The organism is Pseudonocardia ailaonensis (assembly GCF_039531635.1).
GTDB lineage: Bacteria > Actinomycetota > Actinomycetes > Mycobacteriales > Pseudonocardiaceae > Pseudonocardia > Pseudonocardia ailaonensis.
Genome location: NZ_BAAAQK010000028.1, coordinates 548,710 through 569,396, shown reverse-complemented (window position 1 = coordinate 569,396; position 20,687 = coordinate 548,710). Strand labels below are relative to the sequence as shown.

24 protein-coding genes and 1 tRNA gene are annotated in these 20,687 nt (G+C 72.2%); 15 read left to right on the top strand and 10 right to left on the bottom strand.

The window, feature by feature from the left end; genetic code table 11:
- Position 1 precedes the first annotated feature (1 nt).
- On the bottom strand, positions 2 to 352 hold the full coding sequence (locus ABD324_RS35175) for a YciI family protein (protein ID WP_344427496.1): 351 nt from the start codon (positions 350 to 352) through the stop codon (positions 2 to 4).
- Positions 353 to 470: 118 nt separating this feature from the next.
- Between ABD324_RS35175 and ABD324_RS35170 the strand changes: the two genes are divergently transcribed.
- The 4 genes from ABD324_RS35170 (at position 471) to ABD324_RS35155 (ending at position 3,504) form a co-directional block, all read left to right on the top strand.
- Positions 471 to 998, top strand: coding sequence for a DinB family protein (locus tag ABD324_RS35170; RefSeq protein WP_344427493.1), 528 nt, complete (start codon positions 471 to 473; stop codon positions 996 to 998).
- A 155-nt stretch (positions 999 to 1,153) separates the two neighbouring features.
- A complete protein-coding gene (locus ABD324_RS35165; RefSeq protein WP_344427491.1) occupies positions 1,154 to 1,594 on the top strand; it encodes a GNAT family N-acetyltransferase in 441 nt (146 codons plus the stop codon).
- A 445-nt stretch (positions 1,595 to 2,039) separates the two neighbouring features.
- Complete coding sequence (locus ABD324_RS35160; protein ID WP_344427488.1) at positions 2,040 to 3,263, top strand: cytochrome P450; 1,224 nt, start codon at positions 2,040 to 2,042, stop codon at positions 3,261 to 3,263.
- A gap of 22 nt (positions 3,264 to 3,285) precedes the next feature.
- Positions 3,286 to 3,504: a ferredoxin gene (locus tag ABD324_RS35155; RefSeq protein WP_344427485.1), complete on the top strand. Its 219-nt coding sequence runs from the start codon at positions 3,286 to 3,288 to the stop codon at positions 3,502 to 3,504.
- Positions 3,505 to 3,860: 356 nt separating this feature from the next.
- On the opposite strand, the gene ABD324_RS35150 is transcribed toward ABD324_RS35155, so the two are convergent.
- Complete coding sequence (locus tag ABD324_RS35150) at positions 3,861 to 4,352, bottom strand: YajQ family cyclic di-GMP-binding protein (protein WP_344427482.1); 492 nt, start codon at positions 4,350 to 4,352, stop codon at positions 3,861 to 3,863.
- A gap of 111 nt (positions 4,353 to 4,463) precedes the next feature.
- Here ABD324_RS35150 and ABD324_RS35145 point away from each other — a divergent pair.
- Together ABD324_RS35145 and ABD324_RS35140 are read left to right on the top strand one after the other, a co-directional pair.
- A tRNA-Tyr gene (locus ABD324_RS35145) sits at positions 4,464 to 4,545 on the top strand.
- A 225-nt stretch (positions 4,546 to 4,770) separates the two neighbouring features.
- Positions 4,771 to 6,663, top strand: coding sequence for an alkyl/aryl-sulfatase (locus ABD324_RS35140; RefSeq protein ID WP_344427479.1), 1,893 nt, complete (start codon positions 4,771 to 4,773; stop codon positions 6,661 to 6,663).
- A 72-nt stretch (positions 6,664 to 6,735) separates the two neighbouring features.
- Here the strand turns inward: ABD324_RS35140 and ABD324_RS35135 are convergent, their stop codons facing one another.
- Positions 6,736 to 8,205, bottom strand: a complete 1,470-nt coding sequence (locus ABD324_RS35135) for a peptide MFS transporter (protein ID WP_344427476.1) — start codon at positions 8,203 to 8,205, stop codon at positions 6,736 to 6,738.
- 159 nt (positions 8,206 to 8,364) lie between these two features.
- Between ABD324_RS35135 and atpF the strand changes: the two genes are divergently transcribed.
- From atpF to katG, 3 genes are all read left to right on the top strand, one after another.
- Positions 8,365 to 8,964, top strand: a complete 600-nt coding sequence (atpF, locus tag ABD324_RS35130; RefSeq protein ID WP_344427473.1) for a F0F1 ATP synthase subunit B — start codon at positions 8,365 to 8,367, stop codon at positions 8,962 to 8,964.
- A gap of 73 nt (positions 8,965 to 9,037) precedes the next feature.
- Positions 9,038 to 9,502, top strand: a complete 465-nt coding sequence (locus ABD324_RS35125) for a Fur family transcriptional regulator (RefSeq protein WP_344427470.1) — start codon at positions 9,038 to 9,040, stop codon at positions 9,500 to 9,502.
- 25 nt (positions 9,503 to 9,527) lie between these two features.
- A complete protein-coding gene (gene katG / locus ABD324_RS35120; RefSeq protein ID WP_344427586.1) occupies positions 9,528 to 11,681 on the top strand; it encodes a catalase/peroxidase HPI in 2,154 nt (717 codons plus the stop codon).
- A 58-nt stretch (positions 11,682 to 11,739) separates the two neighbouring features.
- Here katG and ABD324_RS35115 read toward each other — a convergent pair whose 3' ends face one another.
- Positions 11,740 to 12,351 (bottom strand): TetR/AcrR family transcriptional regulator, encoded by a 612-nt coding sequence (locus ABD324_RS35115; protein ID WP_344427468.1) that lies wholly within the window; start codon positions 12,349 to 12,351, stop codon positions 11,740 to 11,742.
- A 112-nt stretch (positions 12,352 to 12,463) separates the two neighbouring features.
- On the opposite strand from ABD324_RS35115, the gene ABD324_RS35110 reads away from it, so the two are divergent.
- Positions 12,464 to 13,447, top strand: coding sequence for a hypothetical protein (locus tag ABD324_RS35110; protein ID WP_344427465.1), 984 nt, complete (start codon positions 12,464 to 12,466; stop codon positions 13,445 to 13,447).
- 119 nt (positions 13,448 to 13,566) lie between these two features.
- Here ABD324_RS35110 and ABD324_RS35105 read toward each other — a convergent pair whose 3' ends face one another.
- Positions 13,567 to 14,379, bottom strand: a complete 813-nt coding sequence (locus ABD324_RS35105; RefSeq protein WP_344427463.1) for an alpha/beta fold hydrolase — start codon at positions 14,377 to 14,379, stop codon at positions 13,567 to 13,569.
- The gene (locus ABD324_RS35100) at positions 14,379 to 15,065 is read right to left on the bottom strand and encodes a DUF899 domain-containing protein (RefSeq protein WP_344427461.1); all 687 of its coding nucleotides are present in this window, start codon (positions 15,063 to 15,065) and stop codon (positions 14,379 to 14,381) included. Before ABD324_RS35100 ends, ABD324_RS35105 begins: the two co-directional genes overlap by 1 nt.
- Positions 15,066 to 15,296: 231 nt before the next feature.
- On the opposite strand from ABD324_RS35100, the gene ABD324_RS35095 reads away from it, so the two are divergent.
- Positions 15,297 to 16,079 (top strand): 2-phosphosulfolactate phosphatase, encoded by a 783-nt coding sequence (locus ABD324_RS35095; protein WP_344427458.1) that lies wholly within the window; start codon positions 15,297 to 15,299, stop codon positions 16,077 to 16,079.
- Positions 16,080 to 16,122: 43 nt separating this feature from the next.
- On the top strand, positions 16,123 to 16,521 hold the full coding sequence (locus ABD324_RS35090) for a TOBE domain-containing protein (RefSeq protein ID WP_344427455.1): 399 nt from the start codon (positions 16,123 to 16,125) through the stop codon (positions 16,519 to 16,521).
- A gap of 37 nt (positions 16,522 to 16,558) precedes the next feature.
- Here the strand turns inward: ABD324_RS35090 and ABD324_RS35085 are convergent, their stop codons facing one another.
- Complete coding sequence (locus ABD324_RS35085) at positions 16,559 to 17,296, bottom strand: putative protein N(5)-glutamine methyltransferase (RefSeq protein ID WP_344427453.1); 738 nt, start codon at positions 17,294 to 17,296, stop codon at positions 16,559 to 16,561.
- A 94-nt stretch (positions 17,297 to 17,390) separates the two neighbouring features.
- Between ABD324_RS35085 and ABD324_RS35080 the strand changes: the two genes are divergently transcribed.
- Together ABD324_RS35080 and ABD324_RS35075 are read left to right on the top strand one after the other, a co-directional pair.
- Positions 17,391 to 17,903 (top strand): protein-tyrosine phosphatase family protein, encoded by a 513-nt coding sequence (locus ABD324_RS35080; RefSeq protein WP_344427450.1) that lies wholly within the window; start codon positions 17,391 to 17,393, stop codon positions 17,901 to 17,903.
- A 9-nt stretch (positions 17,904 to 17,912) separates the two neighbouring features.
- A complete protein-coding gene (locus ABD324_RS35075; protein ID WP_344427447.1) occupies positions 17,913 to 18,377 on the top strand; it encodes an ATP-binding protein in 465 nt (154 codons plus the stop codon).
- A gap of 34 nt (positions 18,378 to 18,411) precedes the next feature.
- On the opposite strand, the gene ABD324_RS35070 is transcribed toward ABD324_RS35075, so the two are convergent.
- Genes ABD324_RS35070 through ABD324_RS35060 form a run of 3 tightly spaced genes read right to left on the bottom strand, consistent with a single transcriptional unit; the run spans position 18,412 to position 19,975 of the window.
- On the bottom strand, positions 18,412 to 18,633 hold the full coding sequence (locus tag ABD324_RS35070) for a hypothetical protein (protein ID WP_344427444.1): 222 nt from the start codon (positions 18,631 to 18,633) through the stop codon (positions 18,412 to 18,414).
- A gap of 45 nt (positions 18,634 to 18,678) precedes the next feature.
- Positions 18,679 to 18,933, bottom strand: a complete 255-nt coding sequence (locus tag ABD324_RS35065) for a hypothetical protein (RefSeq protein WP_344427441.1) — start codon at positions 18,931 to 18,933, stop codon at positions 18,679 to 18,681.
- Between the two features lie 28 nt (positions 18,934 to 18,961).
- A complete protein-coding gene (locus tag ABD324_RS35060) occupies positions 18,962 to 19,975 on the bottom strand; it encodes a patatin-like phospholipase family protein (RefSeq protein ID WP_344427438.1) in 1,014 nt (337 codons plus the stop codon).
- A gap of 174 nt (positions 19,976 to 20,149) precedes the next feature.
- On the opposite strand from ABD324_RS35060, the gene ABD324_RS35055 reads away from it, so the two are divergent.
- Complete coding sequence (locus ABD324_RS35055) at positions 20,150 to 20,668, top strand: putative collagen-binding domain-containing protein (protein WP_344427435.1); 519 nt, start codon at positions 20,150 to 20,152, stop codon at positions 20,666 to 20,668.
- Positions 20,669 to 20,687: the final 19 nt, after the last annotated feature.

Here is a 20,687-nt window from a genome sequence, read left to right as displayed (position 1 = left end):
CTCAGCCCCCGAAGTCGATCACGGGGCGGACCTCGACGGCTCCGTCCCAGGCGCCCGGGATCGTCGCGGCGACCTTCACGGCCTCGTCGAGATCGGCGCACTCCAGCAGGTAGAAGCCGGTGAGCACCTCCTTCGTCTCGGCGTAGGGGCCGTCGGTGGTGACGATGTCGCCGCCCTTCCCGCCCTGCACCCGCACGGTGGTCGCGGTGCTGGTCGGGTAGAGCGCGGCGCCCCCGCGGATGACGGCGGCGGCGGACTCGGAGAAGGCGGCGTACTCCTTCGTGGTGTCCGCCTCCTCGGCGCTGGTCCAGTCGGCGTCACGGGAGTAGATGACGGCGGCGTACTGCGGCATGACTGACCTCCAGATGCGTGGGCGCCGGGATCGGCGTCACCCCATGGACGAACGGGGACCCCGCGGGAAGGACACCCTCCCGGAAAATTCTTCCGGGGACCATGCCTACGCTCGTGTCGTGAGCTGGACCGCGCCCGATCCGGGCCCGTCGGCCGGGCTGCTGACGGGCGGCCCGATGACGGGCGACGAGCGCGCGGTCCTGCAGGGTTACCTCGACCGCCACCGCGCCACCCTCCTGCGGATATGCGCCGGCCTCACCGCCGAAGAGCTCGCCGCCCGCCCGGTCCCGCCGTCGACGCTGTCGCTGCTCGGGCTCGTCCGGCACCTGGCGAAGGTCGAACGGATCTGGCTGCGCCGCCGGGTCGGGGGCGAGGACGTCCCGGACCTCCACGGTGGCCCCGGGGACCCCACCGACTTCGACGCCGGCGTCGCCGAGCTCGCCGCCGACGAGCTGCGGGTGCTGCAGGAGGAAGCGGCCCGCGGGGACGCCGCCGTCGCCGGGATCCCCCTCGACCACGAGATCGACTTCCGCGGCGAGGCGATGTCCCTGCGGATGGTCTACCTGCACCTGATCGGCGAGTACGCCCGCCACAACGGCCACGCGGACCTGCTCCGGCAGGTGATCGACGGGGTGGTGGGGCGGTAGGGGCTCAGCCGCGGCTGAGTAGCCGATCGATGTGCGCCCGGACCTCTCCGGCCTCGACGCCGTCCGGGTTGTGGCCGGTCTCGCGGATCCGGCGAGCCTTGTCGAGCATGCGACGGTGCGCCGATGCAGGCAGCGCCGATCACGAGGGAACGACGATGACGAGCCACCTGCGGATCCGGCCGGGCCGGCCCTCCGACGCCGCCTTCCTCGTCGAGATGGCCCGGTTCGCCTCGGTGATCGAGGACCGCCCCCTGCCTCCGCCCGATGATCCCGAGCTGCAGCTCCCCTCCTCGCCGGACGCCGTCGTCGTCGCGGAGCCGGAGCTCGGGGCCGCTTGGTGGACCTTCGTGGAGCCTCCGCTGGTGGCGGGCGCGCCCGAGCTCGTCGTCGCGGTGACGCCCACCGCCCGCGGTCGCGGCCTCGGCGGCGCCTTGCTCGACGCCCTCGCCGCCCGCGCCGCGGAGGCGGGCCACCACCACCTGGCCCTCAACGTCCATATCCGCAACCCCGCGGCCCGGCTCTACAGCCGGACGGGGTTCGTGGTCGCGGGGAAGGGCCGCGGACCGCTCGGCGTGGCGATGGTCCGGCAGCTGTAGCCACCTCGCCGGACGCGAGTACCGCACCGAGCACAGCGGCACGAAGACGATCAGGAACAGGACCGCCCACAGCAGCGACGCCGCGGGGTCACGTGAGGTCGCTCCGTTGCGCTGTCGATCGGTGGTGGACGGACAGCCAAGCCAGGGAACGTCACACCAACATCGGGTAGGCGAAGACGGACGTTCGTTCACCTTGCGTCATCTCGACAGAGATACTGTGGTGGCGGAGGGCGGTCCGATGTCGACCACCTGACAGGCATGCGTCGAGTGTGTCGGGTAGGCACTCAGGCGCCGAGCGATCCACCTATGAGGCTTGGTGTCAGCTTGTTGACAAACGTACGTTCACTAGCAAGGATTCGTACGTGTGTCGTCCTTCGGATCGCCGGGTCGCGGAGGGAGACGTCGAGTCGTGTGGTGGATCGGACACAGCCTTGGAGGACCCAGAGTGAAGCCTGATCAGTTCGACATCTCCATCCCAGGGGTCTGGACGGACACGAGCGAGTTCTTCGCGTCGTTGCTGCACGAGGAGCCGGTCTACGAGTTCCCCGATGGACAGGGATACATGATCTCTCGTTACGACGACGTCCGTAACGCCGCGTCCCATCCGGAGCTCTTCTCGAACTCACGTCCGAGTTACGGCGGAGGAGTTCCGGAGGCGGAGGCGATCCTCACAGCGGAGGGCTTCCCGGCCGTCCCGACGCTGAGCAACAACAATCCGCCGTCTCACGTCCGGTTCCGACGGCTGGTGGCCAGGGTCTTCTCTCCCCAGGTCGTGAGTGCTCTCGAACCGGACATCCGCGAGATCGCCAACACGGTGATCGACGACTTCGGGGGCCGGACGGAGGTGGATTTCGTTCGTGAGTACACGGACGTCTTCCCGAGTTTCGTGATGGCGGACTGGCTCGGCGTCCCCCGAGTCGACCAGCGTCGTTTCAAGGCGTGGTCGGACGACATGATCGAGGTGTCACTGAGTCCGAGCATGACGCCCGAGCGTCGAGTCGAGTGCATGCGCAGCTACGTCGACTTCCAGCAGTACTTCGCTGCGATCATCGAGGAGCGGCGTGCGTCACCGCGCGAGGACGCAGTCTCGCTGCTGGTGAGTGCCCGCGTCGACGGTGAGCGCCCGCTGGACGTCCCTGAGATCTTGGAGCTCCTCAGGGGGTTTCTCATAGCGGGGAACGACACCACGACGAACCTCCTCGGCGGCATGATGCTCCTGCTGCTCGATCACCCGGAGGTGATGGCCGAGGTCCGCTCCGACTACGGCCTGATCCCTGCCCTGGTCGAGGAGTCCCTCCGCTTCATCAGCCCGGCCTCGTGGATCATGCGCACCGTAGAGAGGCCGACAGAGGTGGGCGGGTGCCCGGTCTCGGCCGGCGGTCGAGCACGGCTGCTGTTGGCGGCGGCCAATCGGGACGGCGCGCAGTTCGAGGAGCCCGACGTCTTCGACATCCACCGAGACCCGACCGGGCACATGGCCTTCGGTCACGGAATCCATTACTGCATCGGTCACCTGCTGGCGCGCGCAGAGGCGCGGATAGCCCTCGAGGTCCTCTTCGACCGCGCCGCGGACATCCGGCTCGCCGTCCCTCGCGAATCGGTCAGGCAGAAGCCCATGCCAGGGGTGTACGCGCTCAAGGGACTACCTGTCCTGCTCCAGTACAGCTGAACACCTGTTCTACAGGAGACCGATGAAGTTCGTCGTGGACATGAATCTGTGTGATGGCCATGCTCAGTGCACATATCTGGCGCCGAAGATCTTCGAGGTCGACGACGACGGTGTCCTGACCCTGAGAGCACTCGCCGTCGGGTCGGAGTACGAGTCGCCGGAGCTGGACCAGGACCTCGTCGAGGGTGTCAGGGACGCCGCAAACATGTGCCCGGTCAACGCGATCCGGCTGGTCGACTGACGCAACCGAACCGGTTGCGGTGCTCCGCCCCGAGGCGGAGCTCGAGATCGCCGCGGATCTGGGCGGAGCACAAGGGCCGCGGCCTCTCCGGAGCCCGTGACACCGGCTGTGCCGCGACGGCGTCACGGGCCCGGCGGAGCGGTGCCCATGTGCGGTCCGGTAGTCCGAGCCGGCGGGGAACCTCAGGCGGGAGTATGTCAAGAACGTGGAGCCCGCGATGGGCCACGCAACTCCGACTGTCAGGCCGACCACCCGTATCGGGTACCGGCTGGACGAGGTCGACTCCGCGCGCGGTTGTACCAGCGTTGTACCGCCGTCCACGTCCTGGTCTGTTCGTGCAGGTCAGAGGCGGTGCGTCAGCGGTAGTTGGTGAACTGCAGGGCGATGCCGAAGTCCTGGCCCTTGAGCAGGGCGATGACGGCCTGCAGGTCGTCCTTCTTCTTGCCCGAGACCCGCAGCTGGTCGCCCTGGATCTGAGCCTGCACGCCCTTGAACTTCTCGTCCCGGATGGCCTTGGAGATCTCCTTGGCCTTGTCGGACTCGATGCCCTGGATGATCTTGCCGCTGACCTTGTAGGTCTTGCCGGACACGGCGGGCTCGCCGACCTCGAAGGCCTTGAGCGAGATGTTCCGCTTGATCAGCTTCTCCTTGAAGACCTCGACGGCCGCCTTGAGCCGCTCCTCGGTCTCCGACTCGAGCGTGATCGCCTCCTCGCCCGCCCAGTCGATGGAGGTGCCCGTGCCCCGGAAGTCGAAGCGCTGGGAGAGCTCCTTCGCGGCCTGGTTCAGGGCGTTGTCGACCTCCTGGCGGTCGACCTTGCTGACGACGTCGAACGACGGGTCGGCCATGACTCCTCCTCGTGCTGTGGGGTGCTGCTGTGGGTGGCACCCCCTCGTCGGGGGTGGATCACCGCTGTCGTATCCTTCTCCCCGCACGTCGGCGCGCCGACTGCGACCCGGGGCAGGTTGCCCGAGTGGCCAAAGGGAGCGGACTGTAAATCCGTCGGCTTAGCCTACGAAGGTTCGAATCCTTCACCTGCCACACCCTGGGTTGACGGCCTCTGGCCAGCGGAAACGTTGGTCAGAGGCCGTTTTCGTCGGTGCGTGCGCCCTCGCCGCGAGCAGTGGCGACACCCTCCGGCCGACGCCGCTCGGCGGGGCGGGAAGGGGAGCATTCAGCCACAGCGAGCGGACTCGGTCAATAGTCCGGACATTCGATGATCGATTCGCTTGAGGTGGCGCCCGGGGTGTCTCTAGGCTTTCCGGCATGGTGAAGAGCGAGGCCACGCAGGGGGCCACCGCGGCGCACGCCGCCGGCCTTCCGTGGTCCGACGAACAGGACCACGAGGACGCGACTCGCGGGTTCGTGGGCCGCAGCGACGATCGTCGGATCAGGACCGCCGACGGGCGGGTCGCGTGGGACCTGGACGCCTACGCGTTCCTGTCCGAGGAGTGCCCGCCGACGGCGAACCCGAGCCTGTGGCGGCAGAGCCGCCTGCTGGTCCACGACGGGCTCTTCGAGGTGACGGACGGGCTCTACCAGGTTCGGGGCTACGACGTCTCGGTCGTCAGCTTCATCGAGTCGGACAACGGCGTGATCGTCGTCGACCCGCTGATCTCGACGGAGACCGCCGCTGCCGCCCTGGCCCTGTACCGGGCCCACCGGGGGGACCGGCCCGTCGTCGCGGTGGTCTACTCGCATTCGCACGCGGACCACTTCGGCGGGGTCAGGGGCGTCACCACGGAGCAGGACGTCGCCGAGGGGAAGGTCCAGGTGATCGCCCCCTCCGGCTTCATGGAGCACGCCGTGGGGGAGGTCCTCGTCGCCGGGGCGGCGATGGGGCGGCGGTCCCAGTACATGTTCGGCCTCATGCTCGACACCAGCCCGACCGGCCAGATCGGCTCGGGCCTGGGCCAGCGGCCGTCCGCCGGCGAGGCCGCCCTGATCCCGCCGACCGTGGACATCGACCACACCGGCCAGGAGCTCGTCATCGACGGGGTCCGCCTGGTGTTTCAGATCACACCGGGCACCGAGGCCCCCTCGGAGATGAACTTCTACCTGCCCGACCTCCGCGCGCTGTGCATGGCCGAGAACACCTCGCACACCCTGCACAACATCCTCACCATCCGCGGCGCGTTCGTCCGTGACTCGCGCGCCTGGGCCGACTACATCACGGAGAGCATCGACCTGTTCGGGGGCGATCTCGATCTCGTCTTCGCCTCGCACCACTGGCCCACCTGGGGCCGCGAGCGCTCCGTGGAGTTCCTGGCGCTGCAGCGTGATCTCTACTCCTACCTGCACGACCAGACCGTGCGGCTGATCAACCAGGGCTATGTCGGCGCCGAGATCGCCGAGACGCTGGTGCTGCCGCCCGCCGTGGAGGCCGCGTGGCACACCCGCGGCTACTACGGATCGGTCAGCCACAACGTCAAGGCGATCTACCAGCGCTACCTGGGCTGGTACGACGGCAACCCCGCGCACCTCTGGCAGCATCCCCCGGTCGCCGCGGCGCAGCGCTACGTCCGCGCCATGGGCGGACCGGCCGCGGCCATGGCCCTGGCCGAGGCCGCGTTCGCCGAGGGTGACTACCGCTGGGCGGCCGAGGTCCTCGACCGCATCCTGTTCGACGACGAGACGAACGAGAAGGCCCGCGCACTGCAGGCGGACACGTTCGAGCGGATCGGCCACGCGCAGGAGAACGGGACCTGGCGCAACGCCTTCCTCAGCGGCGCCCAGGAGCTGCGCCAGGGGGTGCACCAGCGCGCCGGCGGCTCCTCGGCCATGGCGTCGGCGATGACCATCGAGCAGCTGTTCCTCAGCATCGCGCTCCGTGTCGACGGCCCGCGCGCCTGGGACGAGCACATCGTCCTCGCCTGGACGTTCACCGAGACGGGCCGGACCTACCTCACCGAGCTGCGCAACGGCACCCTCGTGCACCGCTGGTGCGCCGAGCCCCCCGCCGGCGCCACGACGCTGCAGCTCACGAAGCGTGCCCTCCTCATGCTCATCGGTGGGGCGGTCGATCCGGCGACCGCCGTCGAGAAGGGGTTCGTGACGGTCGAGGGCTCGGTGGAGAGGCTCGAGCGCCTGCTCGCGGTCCTCACCCCCAACAACCCGCAGTTCGCCATCGTCACACCGCGCCCGCCGCTCACGACCTGACGGTCGCACCCCGCCGACGTCGAGCAGGCCCGGGCGACATCCCGGCGGCCTGCTCGACCCGGCGGGCGGGGCCTACTTCACACCCTCCATCAGCTTCCGCAGGGCCGGCGCCGAGGCCATCACCAGGATGCCGACGACGATCGCGACCGCCCCGTTGACGCCGAAGTAGACGGTCTCGTGCTGCGCGGAGTAGAGCCCGGCAAGGCCGCCCGAGATCGCGGTGCCCAGCGCGACGGACAGGAAGAACAGGCCGACCATCTGCGCGCGGAAGGCCTTGGGCGCCAGCTTCGTCGACACCGACAGGCCCACCGGGGACAGCATCAGCTCGGCGATCGTGAACACGAACAGGATGCCCACCATCGCCAGCAGCGGCGCGCTGTTCGGCCCGCCGCCCGCCAGCGGCAGGAAGAGCAGGAACGCCACGCCCATGATCGCGGCGGCGAGGCCGAACTTCAGCGGGGTGGACGGCTGGCGGCTGCCGAGCTTCGTCCACAGGGCCGCGAACACGCCGGACAGGACGATGATGAACACCGGGTTGATCGACTGCACCCAGCCCACCGGGAACTCCCAGCCGAACAGGTTGCGGTCCAGCTGCTGGTCCGAGTAGATCGTCAGCACGGTGAACTGCTGCTGGTAGAGCGACCAGAAGGCCACGCTGGCGATCCAGAGCGGGATGAAGGCGAGCACCCGGCGGCGCTCCACGGCGTCGACCCCGTCGCTGCTGAGCATGAGGGCGAACACGGCCACCGCGGCGGCCGCGGACACGACGATCACCGCGAGGCTCAGCCGGTCCGCGCTGAGCACGCCGGTCAGCGCCAGCACCACGATCACGACGACGCCGACCGCCGCCAGGACGATCGCCCGGGTCCGGGCGGCGGGGCTCAGCGGGGACGGGACCTCGCTCGCCGCCGCGGGCAGCTTGCGCCGCTGGACCGAGTACTGCACCAGCCCGAGCGCCATGCCGACCGCGGCGAGCCCGAACCCGACGTGGAAGCCGGCCACGTCCGCGAGGATGCCGGTGAGCAGCGGCCCGACCAGCGCACCGAGGTTGATGCCCAGGTAGAACAGGGAGAACCCGGCGTCGCGGCGCTCGTCGTCCGGCGCGTAGAGGCTGCCGACGAGGGTGGTCGCGTTGCCCTTGACCCCGCCGCTGCCCAGCGCGATGAGCACCAGCCCGACACCCACCCCGGTCAGGCCCGGGAGCACGGCGAGGGCGATGTGCCCGGCCATCACGACGATCGCGCTGAAGAACAGGGTCCGCTCGGCGCCCAGCGCCCGGTCCGCGATCCAGGTGGCGACGATCGTCGACAGGTAGACCAGGCCGCCGTACGCGCCGACGATGCCGGCCGCCGTGCCCTGCGGGACGCCCAGCCCGCCCTGCTCGGCGGAGTAGTACAGGTAGATGAGCACGATGCCCTGCATGCCGTAGAAGGAGAAGCGCTCCCACATCTCCACGCCGAACAGCGAGGTGAGCAGGAACGGCTGGCCGAAGAAGCCCTTGTCGGGATCTCGCTGCGTGGCCACGGGAGGTGCATCGGACATGATGGACACTCTGGCACCGCAGGTCGGGCCCCGAACAGGCGACGCGCGGCGGCCCGGCCGGGACCGGCCGACCCGGCCGGAGCAGGACACCGACGAGTGGCCCGCGCGACGTGCGATGATGGCTCCGCAGGTCGGGGTCAGCGGTGACAGGGGAGAGCGATGTCCGGGAACGACGGCAAGAACGCCACGGGTGCGGCCTGGGTGGCAGGTGTCGTCGGTGTCGTGCTCATGGGCTTCGTCCTGTACCTGGCGACCACCTTCAAGATCCCGCTGGGCGGCAGCCTGGTCGAGATGATCGTCGGGCTCGTCTGCTTCGGGCTGCTGTTCTACGTCCTGGCCCGCACCGTCTTCCCCGTCTTCGAGAAGCTCTACGCCGAGCGCGCCGACAAGATCGACGGTGGGCTCGCCCGCGCCGAGGCGCTGCGGGAGCAGGCGGAGGACCTCAAGGCGCAGTACGAGAAGGGCCTGGCCGAGGCCAGGGCCGACGCCGCCACGATCCGCGACGAGGCCCGCGCCGAGGGCGCCGAGGTCCGCGCCGAGCTCCGCGCCGCCGCCGAGGCGGACTCCGCGCAGGTCCGCGCCGCGGCCGCCGAGGAGATCGCCGCGCAGCGCGCCGCCGCGGGCCGGAGCCTGCGCGCCGACCTGGGCGGGCTCTCCGCCGGGATGGCCGAGAAGATCCTGGGCGCCCCGCTCTCGCCGGGTGCCGCGCGCTCCGTCGAGGGCTTCGTCGCCGAGCTGGACGGCTCGCGCGTCAACTGATCACCGGCCGTTCATCGTCTCGAACTGAGACGGATTCTTGACTCGTTCCAGAAAGTAGGCCAGGGTCGGTGCCGTGCCGACCACCACGGACTACGAGCGCATGCTGCGCGGGGCCGCCCTGCGGGTGACGCGTCCCCGGGTCGCCGTGCTGTCCGCGGTCTACGACCACCCGCACGCGGACACCGCGTCGATCATCGGGGCCGTGCGGGAGGGCCTCGGCGAGGTGTCCCATCAGGCCGTCTACGACGTGCTGGGCGCGTTGACGACGGCCGGTCTGGTGCGCCGCATCGAGCCCTCGGGCTCGGTCGCGCGCTACGAGTCCCGCGTGGGCGACAACCACCATCACGTGGTCTGCCGCTCGTGCGGCGCCATCGCCGACGTCGACTGCGCCGTCGGCTCCGCTCCCTGTCTGACCGCCGCGGACGATCACGGCTACGAGATCCACGAGGCCGAGGTCGTCTACTGGGGGGTCTGTCCCGCCTGTGCGGTCTCCTCCACCACCACCGTTGCTGATTCGGAAGGAAGTCCCCGTGTCTGACGACCACACCACCGTCGAAAAGGGAATGAACGAGGCGGAGGCCGGGGGCTGCCCCGTCCACGCCGGACGTCTCGCGCACCCCACCGAGAACGGTGGCAACACCGACTGGTGGCCGAACCAGCTCAACCTGAAGATCCTGCGCAAGCACCCGGCCGAGGCCAACCCGCTCCCGGGCTTCGACTACGCGGCCGCGTTCGCGACCGTCGACCTCGACGAGCTGGCCGCGGACGTCGACGCGGTGCTGACGGACTCCAAGGACTGGTGGCCCGCGGACTTCGGGCACTACGGCCCCTTCATGATCCGGCTCGCCTGGCACAGCGCGGGCACCTACCGCGTGGAGGACGGCCGCGGTGGCGCGGGCGCCGGCATGCAGCGGTTCGCGCCGCTGAACAGCTGGCCGGACAACGGCAACCTGGACAAGGGCCGCCGGCTGCTGTGGCCGGTCAAGAAGAAGTGGGGCCAGAAGGTCTCCTGGGCGGACCTGTTCGTCTTCGTGGGCAACCGCGCGCTGGAGACCATGGGCTTCACCACCTTCGGCTTCGCCGGCGGCCGCGCGGACGTCTACGAGCCGGACGAGGACGTCTACTGGGGCCCGGAGCGCACCTGGCTGGGCGACGAGCGCTACACGGGCGACCGCGAGCTGGAGAAGCCGCTCGGCGCCGTTCAGATGGGCCTGATCTACGTCAACCCGGAGGGCCCCAACGCCAACCCGGACCCGATCGCGTCGGCGCGGGACATCCGCGAGACCTTCGGCCGGATGGCGATGAACGACGAGGAGACCGTCGCCCTCATCGCCGGCGGGCACACCTTCGGCAAGACCCACGGTGCGGCCAACCCGGACATCGACAACAACGTCGGCCCGGAGCCCGAGGGCGCCCCGATCGAGCAGCAGGGTCTCGGCTGGAAGCAGGGCTTCGGCTCGGGCAAGGGCCGCGACACCATCACGTCGGGCCTGGAGGTCACCTGGACCACCACGCCCACGCAGTGGAGCAACAACTTCTTCGAGAACCTGTTCGGCTACGAGTGGGAGCTCACCCAGAGCCCCGCGGGTGCCAACCAGTGGGTCGCGAAGGACGCCGAGGCCGTCATCCCCGGCCCGGAGGCCGGTGACCCGAAGCGTCTGCCGACCATGCTCACCACGGACCTCGCGCTGCGCTTCGACCCGATCTACGAGCGGATCTCGCGCCGCTTCTTCGAGAACCCGGACCAGTTCGCGGACGCGTTCGCCCGCGCCTGGTACAAGCTCACCCACCGCGACATGGGCCCGATCCAGCGCTACATCGGCGCCCAGGTCCCGTCGGAGGAGCTGCTCTGGCAGGACCCGGTGCCGGCCCGCGGGGACTACACCCTCACGGACGCGCAGGTCGCCGAGCTGAAGAAGGCGATCCTCGACTCGGGGCTCACCGTCTCGCAGCTGGTGTCGACGGCGTGGGCCGCGGCCTCGTCGTTCCGGATCAGCGACAAGCGGGGTGGCGCCAACGGCGGCCGCATCCGCCTCGAGCCGCAGCGCGGCTGGGAGGCCAACGACCCCGACGAGCTCGCCCAGGTCGTCCGGGTCCTCGAGGGCGTCCAGTCCTCGTTCTCCGGCACCGTCTCGTTCGCCGACCTCGTCGTCCTCGGCGGCGTCGCGGCGGTCGAGAAGGCGTCCGGCGTCTCCGTCCCGTTCACCCCGGGCCGCACGGACGCCACCCAGGAGAAGACGGACGTCGAGTCCTTCTCCTACCTGGAGCCCACGGTCGACGGCTTCCGCAACTACCGCGGCAAGGGCCACCGCCTGCCCGGCGAGTACCTGCTCGTCGACAAGGCGAACCTGCTCGGCCTGTCGGCGCCGGAGATGACCGTGCTGGTCGGCGGCCTGCGCGTGCTGGGCGCCAACTCGGGCGGCTCGAAGCACGGCGTGCTCACGGACAACGTCGGAACCCTGACGAACGACTTCTTCGTCAACCTGCTCGACCTGGACCTGACCTGGGCCTCCACCGGCGACGAGGACCTCTTCGAGGGTTCGGTCGGCGGCGAGGTCAAGTACACGGGTACCCGTGCGGACCTGGTGTTCGGCTCGAACTCGGAGCTGCGCGCCCTCGCCGAGGTCTACGCCTCGGACGACGCGAAGGACAAGTTCGTCGCGGACTTCGTCGCCGCCTTCGCGAAGGTGATGGACGCGGACCGCTACGACGTCTGACCCTCGTCGGCGGACGGGCCCCGGGAGCGCTGCTCCCGGGGCCCGTCCGTGTTCCGGGTCAGGGAGCACCCAGTGGCTCGGTGAGGTAGCGCCCGATCGCCGGCGCGCAGTACGAGACCAGGGTGTCGAGATCCAGCTCCGCCACGGGCGGTAGCCGCACCACGTGCCGGGCCAGGGCGACGCCGACCAGGTGCGCCCCGATCAGGGCCGCCCGCACCTCGCCGTCGGATCGGCCGAGCAGGGCGGGGACCTCGGCGAACAGGCGCCTGCCGAGCATCGCGCGGAGCCGTTCGGCCGCGGGCTCCGAGGTGACGGCCGAGCGCATCAGGGCGAGGAGCGGGCCCGAGGTGGCCGGGTCCTCCCAGAGTCCGAGATAGGTGCGCGTCAGGCGTTCGCCCAGGCCCTCGGGCTCACCGGCGAGCTCGGCCTTGATCCGCTCGACGAGCTGGTGGGGGACCTCCAGGGTCGCGTCGAACAGGTCGTCCTTGCTGCCGAAGAAGTGCCGGATCAGCGCCGGGTCCACGCCGGCCTCCCCGGCGATGGTCCGCAGCGAGGCCCCCCGGAAGCCGTGGGCGGCGAACTGCCCCCGGGCCGCGGTGAGGATCGCCTCGCGGGTCCCGCTGTCACCGCTCCGGCGACCCGGCCGCCGTGCCTCTCGTGGTGCGCTCACGGGCCGACCGTAGCTTATTTCCACAGTCGTTGACTTCCACAGGTGTGGAGTTTACTGTGGCCGCCATATTCAACACTCGTTGAAAACAGCGTTGAAGACAGCGGAGGTAGTGATGTCCCTGCACCCGTCCCCCACCCCGGTCGAGCTTCCCGAAGCGTCCCCCGCGCACCGCCCGCCCCTCGCGGCGGTCGTGGCGCTGCTGACCGTCGTCATCGGGGCCCTGCTGATCGCGTTCGGCTGGCCCGCGGTCCGCACCTCGCTGCACGACGTCCCGCTCGCCGTGGCCGGTCCGTCCGCGGCCACCGGGCGGGTCGCCGCGGAGCTGGAGCAGCGCCGACCGGGGGCGTTCACGGTCGTCGCGGTGCCGGACACCGCCGCCGCCGAGGCGCTGATCCGGGATCGCGAGGTCTACGGCGCGATCGACCTGAGCGCCGGCGCCCCGCAGGTGATCACCGCGAGTGCGGCGAGCCCGCTGGTGGCCCAGGCCCTGCAGGCGCTCGCGGCCGGCCTCGGCCAGGCCTCGCCGGTCCCGGTCCGCGACCTGGTGCCCCTTCCTCCCGACGACCCCCGGGGCGCGGGCCTCGCCGCGGGTTCCCTCCCGCTGGTGCTGGGCGGTCTGCTCGGTGCGGTGCTGCTCACCCGGCTGGTCCGGGGCACCGGGCGGCGCGTCGCCGGGGCCCTCGCGTTCGCGGTCGTCGGGGGTCTCGCGCTGGTGGCGATCCTCCAGTTCTGGTTCGGCTCGCTCGCCGGCGGCTACTGGGTGAACTCGGCGGCCGTGGCGTTGGCCGTGGCGGCCACCGCGCTCACCCTGCTCGGGCTGGAGGCGCTGCTCGGCGCGGCCGGGCTGGGGATCGGTGCGGTGCTGATCCTGCTGGTCGGCAACCCGCTGGCGGGCACGGCGAGCGCGCCCGAGATGCTGCCCGGCTGGTCCGGCGAGCTCGGCCGCTACCTCCCGCCCGGCGCGTCGACCTCGCTGCTGCGCTCCACGGCGTTCTTCGACGGCGGCGGGGCGCTCGCGCCGCTGCTGGTCCTGCTGGGCTGGCTCCTGCTCGGCCTGGTGCTCTGCCTCGCCGGCCGGGCCCGACGACCTTCCTGAGCAGGGCGATCACGGGCCTCGGCGCGCTCCGCGAGGACATCGTGGAGCGCGCCGAGGCCCGCGGCGAAGGCGATCGACCGGATCAGCGCCGAGAGGCCACGGTTCGTTCGTGCGAGCCGCTACCGGGCATGCCGCTCGACCAGCTCCGCCAGCTCGTCGGGGAACTCGTCCGGCAGGTAGTGCCGGCCGTCGGGGACGATCGCCGAGCGCACGTCCGACCAGCCGTGCCGCTCGCGCAGCAGCGGGGCGAGCGCGGCCATGTACGGGCCGAACACCTGCTCGCCGCCCACGAGCAGCAGCGGGACGTCCACCGGCTCCGTCGCCGAGGCGACGAACCCGGCGAAGGCCGGGATGGCGCGGTACATCTCGAAGGCCGCGTGGAGGCTCGCCGGATCGGCGTAGGCGGCCGCGTACCGCGCGAGCTCCTCCGGCCCGATCGTCGCGTGGTCCACGGTCCCGGTGTCGAAGAAGTACCGGAAGTACTCCTCCTGATGGCCCGCGACCAGCGTCTCGGGCAGTCCCGGGACCATGTGGAACTCGCCGTGCCACAGGGGGACCGTGATCTCCGGTGGGTCCGGCGGCTCCAGGCCGGGCAGGGGCACCTCGACGATCGTCACCGTGCGGACCGGATGGAGCCGGGCCAGCGCGTAGGCCACCATGCCGCCGATGTCGTGGCCGACGACGTGGGCGGGGGCGAGGCCCAGCGCGTCGAGCAGGCCGGCGACGTCGGCGGCCAGGGTGCGCATGTCGTAGCCGTCGGGTGGGGCGTCCGAGCCGCCGACGCCGCGCAGGTCCACCGCGACCACGGTGTACCGCTCGGCGAGGCGCGGCGTCATCCGCCGCCACTGCGAGCAGTCCTGCGGGAAGCCGTGGAGCAGCACGAGCGGCGGGCCGTCGCCCTCCCGGACGTGGTGCAGCCGGGGGCCGTCCATCAGTACTCGTCGTGCAGGCGCCACCAGTGGTACGGCGGGGTCCGTGGCCGTCCGGCAGGCGTGTCCTCCCACTCCTCCTGCCGGCCGAGCGGGGTGAGGTCCAGGATGGACCAGGTCGGCGTGAACGCCTCCGAGCCCCGCGCCGTCACGAAGTAGGTCCGGTAGATCCGGTCGGCGTCGTCGCGCAGGAAGACGTTGAGCCCGAAGTACTCCAGGACGTCGAACTCGGTCCCGAAGCCCTCCGGGTCGACCAGGGTGTACCAGGGCGTGTCCCAGCCCATCCGCGTCCTGACGGCCGCGATCTCCTCCTGGCCCGCCGGCGAGACCAGGGCGAACGTCGTGTCGCGGGCGTTGACGTGCGCGAGGTTCGGCACGTGGTCGGTGAAGAACGAGCAGCCGGGGCAGCCGGAGTGCGGCCAGTTCCCCACGCCGGGCTCGAAGAAGTGCCGGTAGAGCACGAGCTGGCGGCGGCCGTCGAAGAGGTCGAGGAGACCGACCTCCCCGTCCGGCCCGACGAACCGGTGGTCGCCCTCCACGGCGACCATCGGCATCCTCCGGCGTTCCGCGGCCAGCGCGTCGCGGGCGCGGGTCAGCTCCTTCTCCTTGACGAGCAGGGCCTCGCGGGCGGCCTGCCACCGCGCCGCGTCCACCACCTGCGGGAGCGCGCTGTCGGGCAGGGTCTGCATGGCATGTCCCTTCGTCGACGTCGGGTCGCCAGGGTGGACCCGGGTGCCGCCGGAAACTCATCGGTGTGCCGCGCGTCGGCCGGTGACGGTGGCGGTCGTGAGCGCCGCCGTCGACCGCCACCGCCCGCGGCGGGGCTGCCGGCCCTCGCCGACACGGTGGTCCTGCTCGACCACGCCGCCCGTGTTCCGGAACCCGCGGGAGGTCGGGCGCCGGCTGGCTACGCTGCCCGGATGATCTCCGACGTCCACCGCCAGCTCGACGCGGCGATCCGTGTGGACTGGGGACCGGTGGGCGCCGGGGCGATCGTGCCCGGCTGCGCGGTCGCCGCGGTGGTAGACGTCCTGAGCTTCAGCACGGCCCTGTCCGTCGCCGTGGACCGCGGGATCGAGGTGTTCCCGTACCGCTGGCGGGACGGGTCGGCGGCGGCGTTCGCCGCGGAGCGCGACGCCGTGCTGGCCGTCGGTCGCGCACGGAGCCGCAGGTCAACGGCGGGCGGGGTCTCCGGAGATCAGGAGCACCCGCCGGTGTCGCTGTCCCCGGCCAGCATCCGGGGGGCGGCGGGGGTGGAGCGGGTCGTGCTGCCCTCGCCGAACGGGTCGACCATCAGCGCGCAGCTGGCGGAGGCGGGGTGCACGGTGATCGGGGTGGGGCTGCGGAACCGGGCGGCCGCGGTGCGGTGGCTCGGGGCGCAGCGGGGGCGGCGGATCGCGGTGGTCGCGGCGGGGGAGCGGTGGCCGGACGGGTCGTTGCGACCCGCCGTCGAGGATCTCTGGGGCGCCGGGGCGCTGGTGTCGGGGCTGCTCGCGGCCGGATGGACGGGGGTCTCGCCGGAGGCGTCGGCCGCCGCGGCGGCGTTCGACGCGATCACGGATGTCGCTGCGGCACTTCGGGAGTGCGCGAGCGGGCGGGAGCTCGCGGAGATCGACTTCGCGGACGACGTCCGCACCGCGGGGGAGCTCGACGACGGGCGCCTCGTGCCCGTGCTCGAGGGGGAGAGCTTCCGCGGCCGGTGAGCCGTGGTGGCCCGGGTCACCGCCACCCGTAGGATCTCCCGCGATGGCGGAGTACAGGATCTCGGAGGTCGCCGGCCTGCTCGGGGTCAGCGACGACACCGTGCGGCGCTGGATCGACGCGGGCACCCTCCCCGTGCACCTCGACGCGTCGCGGCGCAAGGTGGTCGACGGGGCGTCCCTGGCCGCCTTCACCCGGGAGCACGCCAACGCGGCCCCGGATCCGTCCGATGTGCACACCTCGGCCCGCAACCGGATGGTCGGGCTCGTGACCTCGGTCGTGATGGACACGGTGATGGCGCAGGTCGAGATGCAGTGCGGGCCGCACCGGATCGTCTCGCTCATGAGCTCCGAGGCCGCCAAGGAGCTGAACCTGCAGCCCGGGTCGCTCGCCGTCGCCGTCATCAAGTCGACGAACGTCGTGGTGGAGACCCCTCAGCGCTGAGGGACGACCGACGGATCCCCAGCCGGCAGGAGATCCATCAGACGTCCCTGGTCCCGACGACGGCGGTGCCGTCGAGGTCCTCGTCGCGGACGATCCGGGTGACCAGCCCGTGTGCGGCCATCGCGGCGGCCGTGCCCGCGGCCTGCCGCCGGCTCGTCTCGATCAGCAGGTGCCCGCCCGGGCGCAGCCATCCCGGTGCCAGGGCGGCGATCCGGCGGTGCAGGTCCAGGCCGTCGGCGCCCCCGTCGAGCGCGAGGGCGGGCTCGAACAGCCGGGCCTCCGGCGGCATCAGCGGGATCTCCGTGCTCGGCACGTACGGGGCGTTGGCGATCAGGAGGTCCACGCGTCCGCGCAGGTCGGGAGGTAGGGCGGCGTCGAGATCACCCTCGTGGACGTACCCGCCGCGGGGCTCGAGATTGCGACGGGCGCAGCGCACGGCGGCCGGATCGAGATCCGTGGCGTGGACCTCGGCGTCCGGCAGCGCATCGGCGAGCACCGCGGCGACGGCGGCGGCTCCGCAGCAGAGCTCCACGACCACCGGGCCGGCCCGCAGCAGGGCCTGGTCCACGAGCACACCGGTGCGCACCCGGGGGACGAACACCGGCTCGTCGACGAGGATCCGCGTGCCGTGGAACTCCGCCCAGCCGACCACGTGCTCGAGCGGCGTGCCGGCGACCCGGCGGGCCAGCATCGCGGCCAGCTCCGGCTCCGACCCGGCCGCACCGGCGAGGATCTCGGCCTCCTCCTCGGCGAAGACACACCCGGCGGTGCGCAACGCCGAGACGAGATCGGCTCGTGGACCAGCGGAAACGGGACCCACCCCTTTCGTCCGTGGCCCGGGAAGGCTACTGCCCGTGCAGGATGGGCTGATGACGCAGCTCCACGGTGCCGTCGTGCTGCCGGACGGGACCTCCGTCCGTGGGCGCGGCCGGCGCGATCCGCTCCCAGACGGCCCGCTCCCCGAGTACACGCTCTGCCTGGGCCAGCCCGCCCGCGACGCCGCGCCGGAGTGGTCCGCGGGCTGGATCGTCTGGCCGGACTTCCGGGTGCCGCGGGACCGGGCGCAGGCCGTGGCCGCGATCGTCGACGCCTACGAACGGGCGCGGTCGGGCGTCCGCGTGGAGGTGAGCTGCACGGGTGGGACCGGGCGCACCGGCACCGTGATCGCCTGCATGGCCGTGCTGGCGGGGCACCCCGCCGACGACGCGGTGGCCTGGACCCGTGCGCACTACCGGCCCCGGGCCGTCGAGACGCCCTGGCAGCGGCGCTGGGTGCAGGCGTTCCCGCCGTCCGGGGTGCTCCCGGGGCGCAACGGGCGGCCGCTGGGCGCGGACGGACGGCCGGACGGCGCGGACCCGACCGGACGGGACCGCTCCCGGTAACCACCCGCCGTGTCCGGACGAGGACAGAGTGGCGGGTTCACGAGCGAGGGGGTCGTCACGGACACACGGACCGGAGGGGACGTCGCGGATCCGGAGGGGGAGCGCCGGGCCGCGGCCCGGTACGTCACCGCGTTCGAGGACGCCGCGCTGCTGCCCGGGCTACGGGGCTGGATCCGGGCTCAGCTCGCGGGCCGCGCGGAGACGAGCGTGGTGGACGCCGAGCTGGTGTGCACCGAGCTGGTGACGAACGCGGTGGAACACGCCTCGGGCCCGCGGGCGGTGCGCATCGTGGTCGAGGCCGAGCGGCTCCGCATCGAGGTGGACGACACCACGGCGGGCGGGCCGACCCCGGGGCGTTCCCGGTTCGGCGGGTTCCGCGGGCGCGGGCTCGTCATGGTGGGGCGGCTGGCCCGCTGGGGCGTCCGCGCCCGCGAGGACGGCAAGACCGTGTGGGCGGACCTCGCCCTCGGGTGAGGGCTCGTGAGGCTCAGCGCCACCCCGAGCAGGCTCAGCGCCGCCCGAGCCGGGTGGTGAGCCGGGAGCGCGCGGCGAACAGGTGCCGCGCCACCTCGGCGGTGATCCGGTCCGCGTCCGCCGAGCAGCGCCCCGCCCGCTCGTGGTCGGGCAGCCCGCTGTAGGTGGCGGTGAGGCTCTCCAGGGCGTCGAGCAGGTCACCGATGGCGGTCGCACGGGCGTCGGCGGCCTGTGCGGTCGTCATGTCGATCGTCATGTGTTCATGATGGCCGCCGCAGATGTCGCCCAGGGTGCCCGGACGCTACGAACCCGTGTCCGGGCGGGAGATCCCGACGATGACGGCCGGGCCCGAGCCCGGGTTGTGCACGGCGCGCAGGTTCAGCCCGGTGAACCACAGCACCGTGCCCTCCGCGAAGCGGCGGTTGCCGCCGGCGTGGCAGCGCAGCTCGATCTCGCCCTCCTCGACGATCACGAGCACGCCGCGCCACTCGTCCTCGACGTGCGGGCGCGACTCGCCCGGCCCGATCTCGATCCGGCGACGGCCGAAGCGGGACATGCCGCCACCCCCAGCCGTCTCGTGTCGTTCAGGCGTCCGTCCTCCTGTACGACCCGGGGGGCGCCCGGAACTCATCGCCGGGGTCGAAACCGGGATCGATCCGGCGGACGGTGGCCACCGCGGCGTCGTGACCCAGGCGGGAGGCCTGCTCGACGCGCGGGACGTCCGTGGTGAGGCCGCGGATCCCCGCCGAGCGCTGCGGGGTGATCGCGAGCAGGTGCCGGCCGCCGCGGTCGGGATGGGCGGCGTCGGAGAGCAGGGCGAGGCTGGCCGCGTGCCGGCGCACGTCCTGGGTCATCGTGCCCAGCCCCGGCGCGACCAGGTCGATCCCGCGGGCCCACCAGGGAGCGCGGTCCGTCGGGTCCGAGCGGCTCAGCTCCTCGACGGTGCGGGTGAGCAGCACCAGGACGTGGGTGGCGCCCTCGCGCAGCGCCCGCGCGACGGGCAGCGGGTCGCCGATCGAGCCGTCGATCCAGCGCCGCCCGCCGAGGCGCACCGGGGGGCCGGTGAGCAGCGGGATCGCCGCCGTCGCGCGCATGGCCGCGCGCCAGCCCGCCGCGTCCGGGAGGCCGGTGAGCACGTGCGGGGTGAGGTCGTCCGGGTCCGTCACCAGCACGCGCAGCGGGGCGGGGGAGTCGCGCAGCGCGTCCCAGTCCGTGGGTTTGGTGTGCACGAGGATCTCGTCGATCAGATGGTCCAGGGACACCATGGGGCGGCGGGTGCGCAGCCGCCGCGGGTCGATGAACTCGGGGCGGGCCATGTCGTCCGGGAAGATCCGGGAGGCGTCGTAGCCGTGCCCGAGCAGGAGCGCGGTGGCGACGAAGGCCCCGGCCGAGGAGCCGTAGGCGAGATCGAAGCCCTTCGCCAGGCCCGCCTGCTCCAGCGCCCAGACCATCCCGCCCGCGTACGCGCCGCGCATCCCGCCGCCGCCCACGACCAGGGCGATCCGGTGGTCGTCCGCGCGCCTGCCGGGGACGGATCCCTCGTCGCGGCGGCGGACGAGGGCGCGCAGGACCTCGTCGTCACCCTGCAGGTCCGGCATGGATCCATGATGAGCCTCGAACGCGGGCCGCGGACGTGGCGCGTGCCACCCTCGGTTGGCCCTCCCGCCCGGCCGGGTGACATCGCCCGACCCCAACCGGTGAATCCCCCGCCCCACGTTTGACCTGCGGTGATCACCGTTCGTAGCGTTCGGGACGAACGTGAGGAGGCGATCGTGCGCGGACGAGTGGTGGCCTGGCGGGTGACCGTCGCGGCGGTTCTCGGGCTCCCGGTGCTCGCCGGCCCGGCGCAGGCGGCCCCGGCGGTGGTGGCCCAGGCGTCGTTCGCCCAGGCGTCGTTCGCCCGCGATGGAGTGCCCGATCCCGCGGCGGTGATCCGCAACCTGGCGGCGCTGCTGGCGTCCCGCCCCACCCCGCGACTGGAGACGCTGGCCGTGGTGGGGGAGGGAGCATCGGCCGTCCGGGCCGTCGACGGGGCGTTCCTGCTGGTCTACAGCAGCGGCGGGCACCCGTTCGCGCTGGACACGACCACCGTGCGCGGCGCGCGTGCCCACGGCTGGTGGTTCGACCCGGTCGGCGGCACCGCACTGGACCTCGGCACCGTCGAGAAGGCCCCGGCGGCCCGGTTCTTCCCGCCGGACACCGGCGGCGCACCGCGCGACCGGATCCTGGTCGTCGACGACGCGGACGCGGGATTCCCCGTCCCGGGCACGTCCACCCCGCCGCGGCCCTGATCGGCGATAGGGTCGCGAA